We start from the raw sequence: 15,100 nt of genomic DNA on the forward strand, positions 1-15,100 counted from the left end.
TCCCATTAAAACGAGTGTTTTCTCCCGTTTTTGTACAGATTGGTCGCCAATACACCGGCACCTTCTCTTCCATCCCAAAAGCATGGCATGAAAAGTTAATTTCACTTTCATGGCATGCTTTTTTATTGGAAAAAAGTACTTATAGTTGTTATGATGGTATGTAACAAATCAGTTTAGTTCATTAAACAACAAAAGTGAGATGATAAACATGGCTCAAACACATACCTTTTCAAAAGGAGAAGAAATTGCAAATACAGTTACCCACGGGATAGGAATTTTAACGAGTATAGCAGCGCTTGTTTTATTGATTGTGTTTTCTGCAATCAACGGAACCCCTCTTCATCTGGCTACTTTTATCGTTTATGGTGTGACGATGATCATGCTTTACACAGCCTCAACCTTATTACATGCATTGCCGAAGGGTAAGGCTAAAAATGTTTTTGAAATTCTGGATCATTCTTCCATATACTTTTTTATTGCGGGAAGCTACACCCCGATTACCCTTATCATTATGGATGGTGCTTTAGGATGGACACTTTTTGGTATAGTATGGGGTCTGGCAATAGCAGGAACGGTATTTAAAGTGTTTTTTGTAAAAAGATTTATTTTGGCTTCTACCCTTCTTTATGTTTTGATGGGCTGGCTTGCAGTATTTGGTTGGGGTGATATTACTTCAACGGTCGGTACTGGCGGTATTGCTTTTCTTGTTGCTGGTGGGGTTGTTTATAGTATAGGAGCGGTTTTTTATGTTTGGCGGGCGTTTCCATATCATCATGCGGTTTGGCATATTTTTGTGTTAGGCGGGACTGTGCTCCATTTCTTTTTTGTTTTATTATATGTGTTACCTATACAATAAGCTGTCCAGGACTGAACTGGACAGCTTTTTTTAGTAGGTTGTAAATCGGAATATTTTTTGTAGTCGGTACATGGCTTTTTTTACGATAGGCATATCTTCTTTATAGGTTGCGTATGGTAGTGTGTACATCTCTTCCTCGTTGCTCCATAACCTCAAGTAATAATCATTCATGTCCTTGATAACCTGCTCGTTATTATTCGCAGTTATCTTAATGTCAGTTTCTAAATTAAGATCATAGAGGTTCCTTCTCGTAAAGTTTGCTGATCCACCAATAATAGTGGATTTCTCCGCCCGTTTAAAGTAAATCATTTTAGGGTGATATTGCTCACCTTGTGTATTGTACCATCTTAATTCAATATTCCCTTCTCCTTCTTCGATCATCTCTGCTGCAACTGGCCGGTTGGGAAGGCCGATTTTCTGTTGGCCGAATGCATGTTCATTAGGGTCAAGTATTAAATGAACGGTTACTCCCCGATCTGCAGCGGCAATTAATTCCTCTATGATTTTTCTTTCGGCTAAATAGAACATCCCTACCCAGATTTCTTCCTTATCCTTGGACTCTTTTATTTCTTTGAGAACATGGTCTAGTATTTTCCTTTCCGTTAACAGCTGAACTGCAATGTCACCTTTCTTTGCCTGTCCAGTATACTTTGGTAAATTGCCTCCCCCGGAAAAATCGAGGATTGCCTGTTCCGTTTTTAAGATATCACCAATGATGTCTCCAGACACTTCAAAAGCTGTATTAGAATGAAGTCCGCTCGCATCATGCGGGTTTGCGGACGAGATGATGGCAGTTTTATCTGTCGCAATTACCTTTCGGTGGTTAGCTTTAATATTTAAGAGTTTTAGATAGGAGCGCACAGTTGTCTCAGGTGCATCTTTGGCCATCGGGTTTTTAATCCATCCTGAACCACCTTGACCGAACCATTGGAAAAACACTCGCCAGACACCTGAATAAAGCGGATTGGAATCTCGCAATACTTTTACATTTGTCTCAATTACTCTAATTCCATTATCCTCAAGGATTGAGAGCTCTTCCGCTTCATGTGATCCATAAGTCGTATTGATTTCATCTGTTATGAATACAATGTCTAACGCCGGATTTTCTTTCTTTTTGGAAATTAGACTTTCCATTAGATTTGAGCTTAACGGTGGATAATCCATTTCTCCATCATGATATCCATTGAATAAAAACATGTCTATTACGATAAATTCTTCTGCTTCTTCAATCACTTTATAGATTCGATCAAATATTTCGTGTTCCTTCTCAAGATTATCTTTCTCTCCATAAGTGATATCGTAGAGGAAATCTACTTCTGAAACATAGTGAACGTCTCCTTCAAAAGATACACCTTCAGGTAAAGGCTTATAACTATGATAGACACTGGTTATGATAACAATTGTAATAAGTATAAGAATAAAAGTCAGCATTTTATTTTTCTTTATAAAGTTCTTCATCTTGTTCCCCCTAAATGGTTGGCGAAAGACCAATTAACTCTCGTAAAAGCCGCTGTTGATTTCCGCAAATGGCTTCGCTTTCCGCGGGGCGACCTTGAGCCTCCTCGCATTCGCTGCGGGGTCTCAACATTGTCGCTACTCCCCTCTAGAGTCTTCGCCTTTTGCTCCAATCAACAGCTAGAATTTTTTAGTTATTCATCCTTTAGCTCCAATTTAATCAACTGGTCATCTTCTGGGACAGGGGTTCCTCTCCCATCTGTGTTATTGGTAATAAAATAAAAGAAATCCCCCTCCTTCCACACGTCCCTAATTCGACCATTATCTTTCCATAGTACAGATTGTTGCTTGGAGCTAATGTTAAAAGCTCTCACCATTTCACCTCTTAAGCTTGCTGCATACAGAATTCCGTTTTCGACGACAATGCCAGATGGAGCCCAAGTATCAGTCCCAGAATGAAACAGTGGCGCTTCTACTCCTTCCCCATGGTCGTCTCCTGTATAAGTTGGCCATCCATAGTTCTTGCCTTTTTTAATTATATTCATTTCATCGAATGCAGAAGGGCCATGCTCAGATGCATACATTTCACCTGTTTCTTTATCCCATGCTAATCCTTGAGGATTTCGATGGCCGTAACTGTAAACATAAGATCCTGGAAACGGATTATCTTCAGGAACTGTTCCATCCAGGTTCATGCGGAGAATGCTGCCAGTAAGTAATTCTTTATTCTGTGCCGACTCAGGTTTATTGGCATCTCCTACTGTTGCATATAACGTGTTATCTGGTCCGATTTTAAGCCGTCCTCCATTGTGATAAATTGCTCCATTAATATCTTCCAAGAGAACTCCTGTTTCCTTCCATTCTGTTCCGTCATACTTCAACGTTACAATCCTATTTTTCACTTTCTCTTCTGTCCCATATGTATGATAGGCAAACGCGAGTCCGTTCTCTTCAAAATTAGGGTGTAGCTCCGTGCCTAACAATCCGCCCTCTCCATAGACCAATAATGGTCTTTCCAATTTAATATCTTCCCTTTTCATACCTTCTTTATTTATCTTAACTATCTTCCCTGTTCTTTCTGTAATGAAGAATGTATCTCCTGATTTAGTGATAGACCAAGGTACGTTTAACTTGGTAGCTATTACTTCTTTGTTACCAACGCTAAATTGTTGATTTTTTACATTCTTGTCAGGTGAAGTAGCAGTTTCCTGAACTTCTTTATTATTTTGATTTTCCGGTTCCACCACAGGAGTACAACCTGTTAAAAACACGCACCACAAGGTAATAATTAACATGAAATTTTTCAAAAAAGTCACCCCTCTACTCTTTTCCCCTCATCTTTCAAGTCTAATCCAAAAACGAATTAAAATACAAAAAAAACAAGACGGTAATCGCCTTGTCTCTTTGTACGCTTATGCTTTTTCAAAATAAGTTTTATAATATCCACCAATATGGCCGCTGTTGTCTTTTACGAAAATAAATTCTTCTGTTTCATTTTTCACTTCGTACGTTTGTCCGACAGTCAGCATATTGCTCACTAGATATTTTTTTGCGTCTGTATGTACACATTTTACGAGCTGTACCGTTTCTTTTTTATCCCAAGAATTATGTATCATTTGCTTTGCACCTCCACACTTATCTCTAACTATTTTACCTCATCTTTTATTAATGAACAAACACAACCGTTTCCTCATATGATTAGGTGAGGTGAAAAATGTATGAGCAATAAAGCATATACGGATCTATTGGCTTTACTTGGGATTGGTGGTGCTCATCCTGGAGGTTTGGAGCTTACAAAAACTATCCTATTAAAAGAAAGTCTTGAAGATAAGAAACTACTCGAAATTGGTTGTGGCACAGGACAAACGTCTTTGTTCCTGCATGCAATGAACGTAAATATAACCCCCATAGACAATCATCCAATTATGATTGAAAAAGCTAACCATCGATTTGCACAACATCAAGCAGGGATAACTGCCCTAGAAGTGGATATTGAAAAGTCAGAGTTTAAAGATAGGACATTTGATTTTATCCTTTCTGAATCTGTACTTACTTTTACCGATACAAACAAAACACTCCCTGAGTTGTTTCGATTGCTGAAGGAGGACGGTGTTCTTTTAGCGTTTGAGATGACAAAGAAAGATACCATGCACCTTGAGTTGGAAGACAGAATGAAACAATTCTATAATATGCCGAACATATTCAGTAAAAAGGATTGGAAAGACGTTCTTGAACAACATGGGTTTACAAAGGTAGAAATCACTCCTCTATCACTTGGAGAATTAGAACCATCCGAACCGGAGATCAACCCTTCTGAAGAAATAGAAGAAAAATATTTTGAAGTAATGCATGACCATGAAAAGCTAACCTATGAATCGCAGGAACATGTTGAATTAACTATCATACGAGCACAACGATAAAAAGCTGGAGCTACTTTTGTATGCTTCAGCTTTCTTTTGTCATACTTTGACTTTGTTCCATAAAGTCTTTTCTAGATATGATGGAAATTCCGTTTTTCTTCCCGAACAGATCTAATTGATTATACATATTATCTGGTTTAAAATTTATTAATCGGATGGGGAAAAGTTTGTCTGTATAAATAAATGCCCCTCTTGCCGACCAACCCACTCGTTTAAAGACGATCTTTCTTATATCACTCGCTGCTATTTTTTTCGAATAAAACGTATGACCTAAAAACAGTATCTCATACTGGACTTTTGTTTCATCCAACTTTATTTCATATCGAATGAAATAAGAAAACAAGATAATCATGCCTATGGAAAGCTGTACCACTCCTCTTCCATAATGAGCTTGCAACATTTGATAGGTTCCTTGAATCAACATCAAGGATAAAATAAAGCTATGGACTGCTGTTGGATATTTTGCTATATAGTGCAATACAACATCTCCTATCAATTTGGATTAGGTTATACTTGGTGCAATGAACTTATTTTCCCACCTTTGTTCCATAATTATCCTCTTAATTGTGAAAAGTAGGTAATATCTACAATATATATCATCCCATGCCAACATTTATACAGTGAAATAGTTGTATATACTTGTTACGATATTTCCTAGAGCGTCCGAGAGTTGATGATTACCCACAACACAAGGAGGAATCTTTTATGAAAAAACTTATTGCAATTTCTACTGCAGCTGTGGCATTATTTGCAGGAACTGGATTTGATGCACAAGCAGCTGGCACACATAAAGTAAAATCTGGCGATACGCTTTGGAATATAGGAAAAACGTACGGAGTTTCCGTTAAGGAAATGAAGGAACTAAATAAAAAAAACAATCATCTTATTTTCCCTGGAGAAGCATTACAGCTTCCAGAGAAAGTATCACAGAAAGATAAAGAATTATTGGCACGCCTTGTACATGCCGAATCTAAAGGTGAACCGTATGAAGGAAAAGTTGCTGTGGCAACAGTTGTCTTAAATCGCGTTGACAATGAGCAATTTCCTGACTCGATTAAAGAAGTAGTGTATGAAACGACGCCAGGTGGAATTTATCAATTTTCCCCTGTTGGAAACGGTCAAATTAATAAAGCAGCAGATGAAGAAGCATTAAAAGCGGTAGAAGAAGCCATTGCATTCCGTGGAGATGGCAACAACTCCCTTTATTTCTTTAACCCTGACAAAACAAGTGATGAATGGATTCGTACTAGAAAAGTAACGAAGACAATTGGTAATCACGTATTTGCACAATAATATGATCAAAAAAGCACCGGCGTAATGTCCGGTGCTTTTTGCTTATAGTGATTTGTAATTTTTATGATTGATAACGGTACGGATTGGTTCTCCGGTGTTTGGGTTTTTACCGAGTTCAACAATTACCGAGCTGTCTCTCACAACGATAACCGTGCCTTTACTACCTTTTTTTGTACCTTTGTTAATTTGAATTGTATCTCCTACTTGTACGTTTGTTGTTTTTGTTTCTTCCATGTTCTAACTCCACCTTTTTTTATTTCTTTAGTCTCTTCTATCCTTATTATCCCCAATGGCTGATAAATATCTTTTAATATGTGTAAAAGTTATATCCCTAATTATAGCCGTTTCATTGAAAAGCTGATGGTTACCTCGATCAATAAGAACACATCTAGAATTTGGGTATTTTTTAAAAATAAAATTTAAATTATACCTCCAATCAACTGTCGTATCTTTATTTCCCTGAATGATAAAAAGGGCTTTCTCACTCCCAGAAAGTTGTTCCGACAGACTGCTGTTCCACTGCTCTAGAGATTGAAGCCATCTTACAGGTAACCTGGTGAATTGAAGAGGATCCTTCTTCACAAGTGCTAAATACTCTGGGTCTGAAGAGTTCTTTCTAAATGTCCTGTTTAAGTGAATATTTTTCTCCCCAATGAGTTTAACACCAAATTTTGAAAATGACCACAAATATGGCTGAATTAAGGGTGCAACAAGAATTACTTTATCAAATGAGCTTTTATATTTGTTTAAGTAAGTTAAAATGATGGCGGCACCTGTACTATGACCCATTATTGACCAACTATTATGAGTTATTCCTTTTTGGGTCATGTGAGAATGGACCGCATGGAGAACTTGGACGTATTCAGAGAAATCCTTAATATCTCCCCTTCCCCCGCTAGAGTGACCATGACCTGGCAAGTCAAACGTAATGACACCATACCCATCTGTAACTAACATTTCGATGATCTTGGAAAGTGCTCCTGAGTGGTCCAGATAACCGTGAACAATAGTGACTATGCCCTTATTTTTTTTTGGCAAAAATGTTTGAATAAAAATTTCGTGTTGATGGTGGGTAATTATTTCACTAGTATGTATGGACCACCATTTATTTAGACCATAAAAGTTTAAATACTCCTGCTTGTCATATGTTACCATAGTTGACCTCTCTTCGCCCTATGAACAAGATTAGTTATTCTTATCTTACCTTATTTCAGATAAAAAATCCGAATAATTCCCCTCCTCTTGATGAAACATAAAGGTAAATATAATGAAAGAGGTGTAGAGAATTGAACATTAAAGGATTTTTAGTAACTGGCCTTGTCATGACGATGGTGATGACTGGTTGTGGAAATGTAGATGATTATGGTACGGCAAGAAATGACAATCCTGATGACGCTCTAAATGTTAATTACGATAAGATGGGGCGTTACAATAGGAATGTAAGAAATGGCGACATTAACCCACGTAGAGTTAATGACACAAATGAGCCAAGACTTGAGGTTGCGGATGAAGCTTCTAAGAAAATTACTGACCTTAAAGAAGTGGAATCTTGCAGTATTATCGTAACTAATCGAAATGCTTATGTAGCAGCTGTATTAGAAGGTGAAGGTAGGCAGGAATTAACGAAAGATGTGGAAGAAAAGATAGCAAATCAGGTACGTAAATCTGATGGCAGTATCCGAAATGTATATGTTTCTGTAAATCCTGAGTTTGTCGATCGTATGGAAGGTTATACGAATGATATTAGAGAAGGCAGACCTGTTGCTGGAATCTTTGATGAGTTTACGGAAGTAGTACAACGTTTATTCCCGACTTCTAGATAATGTAGGAGAAGCAATCAACGATATATATGAACAGTAAAAAACCCAGATTATATGTCTGGGTTTTTACCTGAGTTCTAAAAATATTTACTGTAGAGGGCTATTCTCAATTTTCCACTTTGTTTTGCATTGTACATCATTTCACACTCTCAATAAACTTCTCATTTTGATAATGGTTTCACAGCATCGACTATGAGAGAAACGAAACCCAAGTTGCCATTTTGGTTTCGGTGGTCAAAACGCTTTGAACGGTAGATAAACCCTTCCTTTTCATCCCAATCATTGTAATGAAATTTACCTTCCCCATCACAATATTCTAGTAGAGTAACGTTAAAACCAGCTTCTTCAAACATAGAGGTAATTGTCTTATAATTATGGACAATTTTATGGCTTACTGCAGGGTGGTCTTTAGGTCCAGGTCCTCCAACTTGAACCACTTCTTGGTATTCTTTATCTGGAAAAAAACCATCAGGAACGGCACAACGTATATATCCACCAGGTTCTAAAAAGTCAAAACAAATCTTTGCAGCTTCGGTACCTTCTTCATAAGTTAGATGTTCCCAAACATGTTCTGCTAAGACAGCTTCAAGTGAAGTAGGTGAAAACTTATTCTCCCAATCAACTCTTCTTAACAAATTTAGTTCATTTTCTTGCGTTTGAAGCCACTCTGGATTGTTATTGTGTTCACCAGCACCAATGACAACTTTTAAATTTTCTTTTAGATCCATATTACCCCATCCTCTCCTCAAAAAAGAAGTTAATTTCTTATCTACCTTAATAACTCCTTATTGAATATTCATGCCCTTATTCTTAAACATGTTACAAGTTGCTCTCTTTATCATTAAGTACTGCTGTTGATTGCTTTAAATATTCTTCATAAACCAAACTCATAGCTTCCATAACTTTGTTGTCAGCAGCCTGATTTGTAAATCTATTTGGTAAATTAATAGCGCCTAATGCATAAATAAAAGGATCTTTTTATCATACCGATATCAATTACCACATTGTCTAAGCCACCTGTCATATGATTTAGATGGTGTGTTGGAATATGGTTTATTTCTCCTTTTTATCTTACTAGGCCATTAATAATAGGTATCCAAAGGAGAGGTTTTGTTTTGTAGCCTTGAAAGATTTGAATCATTATTTCAAGAATTTGGTTTAGCTGACCCCTGTTTTCAATATCTCTCGAGTTTTCAGTAATATTTATTGTCGGAAAATAAGATTGGAGAGAATTGTTTAACTTTTCCCAGCCACCACAATAATTTACAACACAATTTGCTACATAGCTATCATGACAAGAAATCATAACTTCAATCGCCTCCCTTAAAGGAAGTGATTTTCTATTTTGTAAATGAGGATAAAGTTCCTTGCTACCTTCTTCCGGATTAAATGAAATCTCATTAACTAGGTCTTCCCAATTATATGTATTTTCATCTACCCATTTTGCTACACAAAATCCTATAGCCACTTTTGCTGCTGGAGCAAGGGGGACTGAGAGTTCACTATTTAAAGCAGTATCATACCTTTGCTCTTTGCAGGAAAATAATATGAGTCCTATTTCTCCGGTATCTATTTCTTTAAGTTTATCAATAACTTTATTCAAGCATATTCACCTTACCTAGTTTCAAACTTTTGCATAAGAATCTATTAGTTCAATCCATTTATGTCCTTGAGGGTACTGTATATTCAAGGACTCTTTTAACCAATCACGGTTGCTAGTATTTAATTTAGGTAATATATTTCTTAAATCTATAATATCTTTCTCTCTAATGAAAGAACTTCCTCCTTTATAAAGAAGTTGTATTTCTGGTTTTAAAAATGGTATTCCCGATAAAGATTCTAACCCAATATCTTCAATAGGCATTCTTATTGAGTTGTCTCGTTTGTATATCCAATCCTTCTCCTCTGTATCCAATAACATTATTTGGAAAGCCCATGTTGATTCATCTTTGTTCTTTACCCACATATTATCAAAATGAGAGTCTAGCAATTGATTTTTGTTCCAAGGTATTAACTGACCTTTATAAGCTATAAACATCTCCCAATCCCTACCCAGATGTCTTTGTAAAATTAAGTGGTCTGGTCTTAACATAACAATGTCAATATCATCGTGAGCCCTAGTGATTTTCTGTAAATAAATATCTAAAGCCCACCCACCAGCAATCCACCATTGGACAGGAATTCTGGAGAAAATATTTTGAATTTCAGTAATAGAAAGAGGTTTCCAGACTTCTTCATTTTCTATCAACTTTTCACCCCATTTTTATTTTCGACCTATCCCTAACAGACTTTTATCTAAATACCAATTATTTCATAATATATAAATTCCTACAATAAGCTATTCTTCATCCAGTTCCAATAAAAATGTGCGCTAATCCTTTTCATGGAATGTGTCCGATAGCTGAAGACTCGAATTCGAGATAACTTATAATATATGATTTATCTAAAGGTAATGCTACGTCAGCTGTACCTTCCTAAATTGATCTTATATACAAGTGTAAATAAAATAAGCTATAAAAAAGATATCCGAAAGGAATAGGCTTTTTTATAGCTTAAAAACTAGATTAACATTTGTTATTGCTTTTTTCACTATCAAGCTTTTCTCTTATAACTAAAGATTCATAGTCGCTTATAACTTCTAAAATACCATCAGCCACAGGAATTAGATGATGTACTAATTCAGGCACATCTTTACTAGATACATGTCCCAACTTGTCATGCCATTCAATATAATTAGAGTCTAAAAATTTATAAAACCAAGGACCCTCGGTGTCTATAATTCCTCCATGCTTGATGGCTAGGCTGCCAAACTTTCATTTTTTCAACATTCATTTTTCTTCCCACAGTTACCCCTCCACTTTTCTAATAAAATCTCTGTCCATCTGTTCCGGTTTTGTGAGATTTTCAATCTTATCTCCCCTAAGCTCAGAAGCCAATTATCAACATAATAAGTCCTCGTCTTATCCACAATCCAAGATTAATAGACGCGTTCTTAGATAAACGCGCCAGATTGTGGAATATATAATTAAGTAACAAGCGTTATTAAACACGTATTAATACTTAGTTGTTAATATGCTTCTGGTCATACAGTTGTTGTCTTTAAAACCAAACTTTTTGTAAAAGTTATGGGCATCAGCAGTAGCCAATCCGAATGCCGTATATTTTATTTCCGGATATTCAAAGATATAATTCATTAACCATTGCCCCAACCCTTTTCCCCTGTAATTATCAGCAATAATTACATCCAAAATCCAAGAGAATACTGCTTTATCTGTAGCAACCCTGGCAAACCCAATTTGTCTGCCGCTTATGTACAACCCAAAACAAAGCGAATTTTTTACACTTTTTTCGATAGTTTCCTTGGTTCTATTAGAGGCCCAATATGTATTCGAAAGTAACTGTGTTACAACATTAAAATCTATGAGCTCTTCATTGTCACTAATCATAAATTCGTTTTTAAACCACTCCATCATGTATCCTCCCATAATTGTGTAAGTGATAGTCCACTCTAATAGTTGCTGCGCGATACTTAGTACGTAAAATGCAATCACTTATCCAGCAATCGCCCTAGATTGCTGAATATCATTTAAAGTCTTATTGAAGAAAGCACCCGTTAATGCATTAAGGAAACGTTTAATGAATTACTCAATCTAAAAAAAGGACCATTAAATTATTTATAGTCTAGAACTTTCATCATCTTTCTCTCATTCATTGAAATATCTCCTTCTCCCTTTAAAAAGTAATATCCAAACATCTTCCATTAAACTTCCCTATTGCTTAATACCAATTATTTTATAATCTTCAAATTACTACAATATACAATTCTTCATCTTGTTCAAGATAAAAAGAGCGCTGATCCTTGTTCTGGGAAAGCGCCCGATAATTAAAGATGATGTACTTCATTTGTTTACATTTCTTATATATCCATTCAATGTGTTTACCAGATGTAAGTACGAAAGCGATAAAGGTGGGGTTAATTGGTATCCTCTTCTTTGCATGACCTACAAATCAACATGAACCATCTAATTTCGTTTCTTTCCCTACAATCTGCCCTAAAATGAAAAACTGGCGCTTATTATTGTTACAGGGTTCGCGCAGAACTTGAAAAAGACCTTTCGCTATTGGATTCTTAAGCACATTTAGAAAAGCAGGTTATTTTTATTTATTTTATAAAAAGCCCCACATTTTGTGAGGGCCATGTAAACATTATTTCCCTATTAGGCAGCAGGCGGCAGGATTAAATAATAAACACTTGAAAAGAATAAAAAGGCAATCAAAACAGCCCCATAAGCCCGCCATGCATTTAGTTTCTGGGATATTTGTATAAAACGCACAGAAACAAAGTACATCCATAATAAAGAGATTACCAGAAGGATTTTCAATATAATTGATAACTCTTCACCTGTGCTTAATGCAACAATTGATGGTAAGCCAACAATTGAAGGAACAAGGGCAAACGCGGTAAGCCGGTTTATGATGCCCATAAACCCCTGACCGCCAAATGCTTTTCCTCCTGCCCACAATAAAAGAGTAAGGCCTAGTCTTGTGAGATACACCATCCCCGTTCCTGAAAGGAGGAGGAATAGGTAGACAGCTGATTGCAAAATGGAAGAGTCGAATGTAAGATATTCTTCCGGCACTCTCAAGTAGATTACCGATCCATAACAGATGCCAACGACAAATGTAAAAATAAATGCCCATTTGTTATATGCTTCACTGGAAGCGAGCTTTTCTGCCGCTTCCTTATCTAAAAAAATCGCTTGAAAAATAGGTGATAGCTTATTCATTTATCTCCCTCCTTTGACAGAAAAGGAGAAGGAATGAAAAATCCTTCTCCTTTATGTTAGAATTGCCAAGGTGTCAAGGCCCAAATTAAGGTCAATGCACTAGCGATTACCACAATAATAGCACCAGTCAGGCTATTATATCTGGCTGGATTCACATCGCTCCACCCGTGAATACGTTCAATCAATTTGTGGTCTTCTCGTATGGTTAATTTATTTTGCAGAGAAGGCATTTTGTTTGTAATCATGGAAACTACCACTAAAATAATGAAAGCGATTGGCACGCATAGCATAGCTCCCGATACACCTAAACTGTCTGTCAGACCATGGCCGCTCACAACAATACTCGGAAATACAAAAGGAGAAACAATAACATAAATGGCTCCTGAAATGACTACAGATGCAATGGCCCCATATTTATTGGCTCCCTTCCACCAAACTCCCATCAAAATTATCGGAGCATTCGTAACCGCTGCAAGGCCAAAAGCCCATAGAATACTCACTACAAGAAAGGCAGGAGGTTTTACAGCAAGCATAACGCTTATTATTCCTCCTAAAGCAATGGCTGCGTACCCCAAACGCACCTTCGTTTTAGAAGTAATATTCGGTAATAAAGTTGCAAAAATATCTTGTGATAAAAGAGCTCCGATTGCTAACAGGTTACCGCTTAAAGTGGAAACACCGGCAGATATTGCACCTGCAATCACCAAAGCAGTCACCCATTCGGGATTATAAACAAGATTTAAAATGATGGTAAGTTTGTCAGCGTCGGCAGCTGAAATCAAATTGCCGTTGGAGCTATTATAGAACACACCAGCAAACCCCATTGTATAAGTTGCCGAGAAAACAAACCCAAGAACTAAAGCAAACCAAACCATTGCCTGACGAGCACTTTTTAGGCTTGAAGCAGTGTAGATGCGCATGGCTAGATGAGGTAAACCTAAAGAACCAAGAGTCATTGCCGGAATGAGAGCAAAATACCATTTCGCATCAAATTGATAATCAAAAAAGTCTGGAACCGCTTTCAACATTGCAGGCACCATATCTGCATACAATAGCGGAGGGAAAAACCAGCCAGAAGAGCCCATTGCCTTCATAATTGCACCCAGCGGTATGACAAACATGAGAGCAATAATGACCATTTGGACTGCGGCATTGTTCGTAGCCCCTCTCATTCCTCCGATAGTTACATAGCCTGTAATCAAAAGCCCGCCGACAAATAATCCTGTCATATAAGGAATGCCAAATAGCATTTCAAATGTTTTTGCTATTCCAATCATTTGCCCCAATGCATACATGATGGAAATTAAAATCATCCATAGAGCAACTATGACAGCTGCGGATTTCCCATATCTTTCTTTAACAAAGTGTGCAGGTGAAAAAGCGCCCATTCTTCTCAGGCTTGTACCATAGATAATTGTTATTAATGGGATTGCCAATATCAATTGAATCCATAAAAATATGAATGGTATTTTTAAATTTAGAATTAGCCCGGTAACTCCTAGAAAAGTTGCCAAACTCATATATGTAGCAGCCATTGCAAGGCCGTTCGTGATTGCTCCCACTCCACCCCCAGCCACATATAAATCTTCAACAGATTTACTTCTCCTGTTTGAAATCCAGCTAATTACATAAAATAATATAAAGGTAAGTGCTACAACTATAAGCCCAATAATTGGATTTTCCATTTGCCAGGTTTGGTCCATTTACCCAACCTCCTTGTCCACACTAGCTTTATGCTGCAGGTTTTGCTTATCCTCTGTTTCAATAGCCGCATCAATTTTATTGCCGATTTTACCTGCAACAATTGTTAAAAGCACGACTCCAAACCATCCTACAACAACAGGAACAATATACATTATTGGGAAACCAAACAGATTACCTTCAACAGGGAAAATAGTAAAGATAAGTCCCATGTTACCAGCTAGTAAAAATAGCGCAGTCATTCCGATCGTAAACCATACTTCTTTTTGATAAGCCCCCATATAATTCCTCCTAGCTATTTTATTGTGAGCGAGCGCTCAATCGTTGTTCGTTGCAACGCTACCTCCTTTCAAATTAATTCTCTGATGTATAACAAAGTTGTCTTGTAGTGTATATTATACAACAAATTTATTAGAAAGTTTTAAATATTTTAATTTTTTGTTTTTTTAATATTCCTTTTAATAAGCGGGAACACTAAATGTGCATTTCCTTGAAATACTCTTACTATTTTTAAACCTAACCCTCGATTTCAACCTGTAATCAGCAAATTTAATACATTTCCCCTTCTCAATCATTTCCGATACTCATTGTAAACAATCACCTCGGATGATGAACTAAATTACAGCATCTTGATTTACTTCGATTTGATAACAAGTAATCCCATCACTTATTTAAGATATGGCCCATTAATGAAAATAAGCGCCATATCCTTGTTAAAGTAACCCGAGAGGGAGAAACTGAATAATTACAATTGCTTTTACAGGTTAA

General features: G+C 36.7%; 17 protein-coding genes. 4 read left to right on the forward strand and 13 right to left on the reverse strand.

The window, feature by feature from the left end; genetic code table 11:
• Positions 1-208: 208 nt before the first annotated feature.
• Positions 209-856 carry a PAQR family membrane homeostasis protein TrhA gene (gene trhA, locus FZC76_RS20370; RefSeq protein WP_148989991.1) on the forward strand — a complete coding sequence of 216 codons (648 nt, stop codon included), beginning with the start codon at positions 209-211 and terminating at the stop codon, positions 854-856.
• Positions 857-886: 30 nt separating this feature from the next.
• Here the strand turns inward: trhA and FZC76_RS20375 are convergent, their stop codons facing one another.
• The 3 genes from FZC76_RS20375 to FZC76_RS20385 form a co-directional block, all read right to left on the reverse strand.
• Positions 887-2,314, reverse strand: a complete 1,428-nt coding sequence (locus FZC76_RS20375; RefSeq protein ID WP_148989992.1) for a phospholipase D family protein — start codon at positions 2,312-2,314, stop codon at positions 887-889.
• A 191-nt stretch (positions 2,315-2,505) separates the two neighbouring features.
• Positions 2,506-3,618, reverse strand: coding sequence for a PQQ-dependent sugar dehydrogenase (locus FZC76_RS20380; protein WP_148989993.1), 1,113 nt, complete (start codon positions 3,616-3,618; stop codon positions 2,506-2,508).
• Between the two features lie 105 nt (positions 3,619-3,723).
• Positions 3,724-3,927: a DUF6501 family protein gene (locus FZC76_RS20385; protein WP_148989994.1), complete on the reverse strand. Its 204-nt coding sequence runs from the start codon at positions 3,925-3,927 to the stop codon at positions 3,724-3,726.
• Positions 3,928-4,029: 102 nt separating this feature from the next.
• Here FZC76_RS20385 and FZC76_RS20390 point away from each other — a divergent pair, with 102 nt between their 5' ends.
• Positions 4,030-4,731, forward strand: coding sequence for a class I SAM-dependent methyltransferase (locus FZC76_RS20390; protein ID WP_148989995.1), 702 nt, complete (start codon positions 4,030-4,032; stop codon positions 4,729-4,731).
• 25 nt (positions 4,732-4,756) lie between these two features.
• Here FZC76_RS20390 and FZC76_RS20395 read toward each other — a convergent pair whose 3' ends face one another.
• Positions 4,757-5,209: a hypothetical protein gene (locus FZC76_RS20395; RefSeq protein WP_148989996.1), complete on the reverse strand. Its 453-nt coding sequence runs from the start codon at positions 5,207-5,209 to the stop codon at positions 4,757-4,759.
• Positions 5,210-5,436: 227 nt separating this feature from the next.
• Here FZC76_RS20395 and FZC76_RS20400 point away from each other — a divergent pair, with 227 nt between their 5' ends.
• Entirely contained in the window at positions 5,437-6,024 is a 588-nt protein-coding gene (locus FZC76_RS20400; protein ID WP_148989997.1) for a cell wall hydrolase, read from the forward strand.
• Positions 6,025-6,066: 42 nt separating this feature from the next.
• On the opposite strand, the gene FZC76_RS20405 is transcribed toward FZC76_RS20400, so the two are convergent.
• Both FZC76_RS20405 and FZC76_RS20410 read right to left on the reverse strand, forming a co-directional pair.
• Entirely contained in the window at positions 6,067-6,258 is a 192-nt protein-coding gene (locus tag FZC76_RS20405) for a DUF2187 family protein (RefSeq protein ID WP_148989998.1), read from the reverse strand.
• A 27-nt stretch (positions 6,259-6,285) separates the two neighbouring features.
• On the reverse strand, positions 6,286-7,179 hold the full coding sequence (locus tag FZC76_RS20410; protein WP_148989999.1) for an alpha/beta hydrolase: 894 nt from the start codon (positions 7,177-7,179) through the stop codon (positions 6,286-6,288).
• Between the two features lie 131 nt (positions 7,180-7,310).
• Here FZC76_RS20410 and FZC76_RS20415 point away from each other — a divergent pair, with 131 nt between their 5' ends.
• Positions 7,311-7,847, forward strand: a complete 537-nt coding sequence (locus FZC76_RS20415; RefSeq protein ID WP_262372739.1) for a YhcN/YlaJ family sporulation lipoprotein — start codon at positions 7,311-7,313, stop codon at positions 7,845-7,847.
• 158 nt (positions 7,848-8,005) lie between these two features.
• Here FZC76_RS20415 and FZC76_RS20420 read toward each other — a convergent pair whose 3' ends face one another.
• The 7 genes from FZC76_RS20420 to FZC76_RS20450 form a co-directional block, all read right to left on the reverse strand.
• Positions 8,006-8,572: a class I SAM-dependent methyltransferase gene (locus FZC76_RS20420; protein ID WP_148990000.1), complete on the reverse strand. Its 567-nt coding sequence runs from the start codon at positions 8,570-8,572 to the stop codon at positions 8,006-8,008.
• A gap of 338 nt (positions 8,573-8,910) precedes the next feature.
• The gene (locus FZC76_RS20425) at positions 8,911-9,447 is read right to left on the reverse strand and encodes a serine hydrolase (protein WP_316246626.1); all 537 of its coding nucleotides are present in this window, start codon (positions 9,445-9,447) and stop codon (positions 8,911-8,913) included.
• A 21-nt stretch (positions 9,448-9,468) separates the two neighbouring features.
• Positions 9,469-10,092 carry a nucleotidyltransferase domain-containing protein gene (locus FZC76_RS20430; RefSeq protein ID WP_148990001.1) on the reverse strand — a complete coding sequence of 208 codons (624 nt, stop codon included), beginning with the start codon at positions 10,090-10,092 and terminating at the stop codon, positions 9,469-9,471.
• Between the two features lie 805 nt (positions 10,093-10,897).
• Complete coding sequence (locus tag FZC76_RS20435) at positions 10,898-11,317, reverse strand: GNAT family N-acetyltransferase (RefSeq protein WP_262372740.1); 420 nt, start codon at positions 11,315-11,317, stop codon at positions 10,898-10,900.
• A gap of 744 nt (positions 11,318-12,061) precedes the next feature.
• Complete coding sequence (locus FZC76_RS20440; RefSeq protein WP_148990002.1) at positions 12,062-12,631, reverse strand: YIP1 family protein; 570 nt, start codon at positions 12,629-12,631, stop codon at positions 12,062-12,064.
• Positions 12,632-12,687: 56 nt separating this feature from the next.
• Positions 12,688-14,334 (reverse strand): sodium:solute symporter family transporter, encoded by a 1,647-nt coding sequence (locus FZC76_RS20445; RefSeq protein ID WP_148990003.1) that lies wholly within the window; start codon positions 14,332-14,334, stop codon positions 12,688-12,690.
• Positions 14,335-14,613, reverse strand: a complete 279-nt coding sequence (locus FZC76_RS20450; protein WP_148990004.1) for a hypothetical protein — start codon at positions 14,611-14,613, stop codon at positions 14,335-14,337.
• Positions 14,614-15,100 lie beyond the last annotated feature (487 nt).

Origin of the sequence: Sutcliffiella horikoshii (genome assembly GCF_008180725.1) — a bacterium.
GTDB lineage: Bacteria > Bacillota > Bacilli > Bacillales > Bacillaceae_I > Sutcliffiella_A > Sutcliffiella_A horikoshii_B.

Coding starts and splice junctions, on each gene's coding strand:
- trhA (WP_148989991.1), top strand. CDS start 209: ATGGCTCAAACACATACCTTTTCAAAAGGAGAAGAAATTGCAAATACA.
- FZC76_RS20375 (WP_148989992.1), bottom strand. CDS start 2,314: ATGAAGAACTTTATAAAGAAAAATAAAATGCTGACTTTTATTCTTATA.
- FZC76_RS20385 (WP_148989994.1), bottom strand. CDS start 3,927: ATGATACATAATTCTTGGGATAAAAAAGAAACGGTACAGCTCGTAAAA.
- FZC76_RS20390 (WP_148989995.1), top strand. CDS start 4,030: ATGAGCAATAAAGCATATACGGATCTATTGGCTTTACTTGGGATTGGT.
- FZC76_RS20400 (WP_148989997.1), top strand. CDS start 5,437: ATGAAAAAACTTATTGCAATTTCTACTGCAGCTGTGGCATTATTTGCA.
- FZC76_RS20405 (WP_148989998.1), bottom strand. CDS start 6,258: ATGGAAGAAACAAAAACAACAAACGTACAAGTAGGAGATACAATTCAA.
- FZC76_RS20410 (WP_148989999.1), bottom strand. CDS start 7,179: ATGGTAACATATGACAAGCAGGAGTATTTAAACTTTTATGGTCTAAAT.
- FZC76_RS20420 (WP_148990000.1), bottom strand. CDS start 8,572: ATGGATCTAAAAGAAAATTTAAAAGTTGTCATTGGTGCTGGTGAACAC.
- FZC76_RS20435 (WP_262372740.1), bottom strand. CDS start 11,317: ATGATGGAGTGGTTTAAAAACGAATTTATGATTAGTGACAATGAAGAG.
- FZC76_RS20440 (WP_148990002.1), bottom strand. CDS start 12,631: ATGAATAAGCTATCACCTATTTTTCAAGCGATTTTTTTAGATAAGGAA.
- FZC76_RS20445 (WP_148990003.1), bottom strand. CDS start 14,334: ATGGACCAAACCTGGCAAATGGAAAATCCAATTATTGGGCTTATAGTT.
- FZC76_RS20450 (WP_148990004.1), bottom strand. CDS start 14,613: ATGGGGGCTTATCAAAAAGAAGTATGGTTTACGATCGGAATGACTGCG.